At 49.3% G+C, this 916-nt stretch carries 1 protein-coding gene; it reads right to left on the bottom strand.

Translation table 11 applies throughout. From position 1 onward, the window contains the following. On the bottom strand, window positions 1-916 hold a 916-nt coding region (locus tag R7Z50_RS25525; protein WP_318149479.1), incomplete at both ends, for an MGH1-like glycoside hydrolase domain-containing protein.

Here is a 916-nt window from a genome sequence, read left to right on the forward strand (position 1 = left end):
TTTGAAGAATCCGTTGTACATCATGTACAAATGCGCCGCAGACCAAGAGAAGTTCGACGCACCTTGTACCGCGCCCGTCTCAGGGTTGTAGTTTTCACGGATTGGCATGTCACCCGTCATCCCTTCTGCGTTGTTAAACAACTCATTCGCCATTGCAATCGCTTCTTCTTTGTAGCCGTAGTTTTCCATCGCACGGAAGCCAAAGTACACTTGGTCTAGCCACACACGACCACGCCAGTACACATCTTTACCGTAAGCAGGGTTGGTTTGCGATGCGGTCGGCAAAGGCACACCCGTTCCTTGGAATTTATCTGGCGTGTTGAACTCGTCTTGATCACGCATCACCGCGATCACTTTATCGGCATGCTCTTGCGTTGCTGCACCATTAAACAGCGGCGACCAACCTTCAGGGCCACGTCCACGCTCTACAATAGGCAAACCCGCACAGCCATTTGCAAGAGGCGCAGGAGTAGTGCCATCTTCAGCCACATTTAAGTGAATGTCGTAGAAGAATCCTGTGCTTTCATCAAACATACATTGGTTAATGTACGTTTTGATTTTCTCGGCACCGTTCAGGAATTCTTGCGCGCGGTCTTTACCTTCTACGCCATCGGACACCAACTTCGCCATTTCCGCTAAGTATTTGTTGTCTGAGTACATGTAAGAGGCTTGATCCACCGATTCTTGCAGCATAGAGAAGCCAAGCAACTCGCCGTCCGCAGCATTATTGTTGGTGCGATTTTCTGCAAAACGAACTTCCCAATCTTTCTTCGCTAGATCGAGTTTCGCTAAGTTTTCCGCTGACGTATTGCTGTACACCCACTCTTCGCCTTCCAGCTTAATGCTGTTATCAAAGCCGTACGCACTTGCCGCGTAGCGACCAAGTTGATCCACATTTCTGTCTGGGTTGCTGATG

This window comes from Vibrio sp. 1249-1, assembly GCF_033340495.1.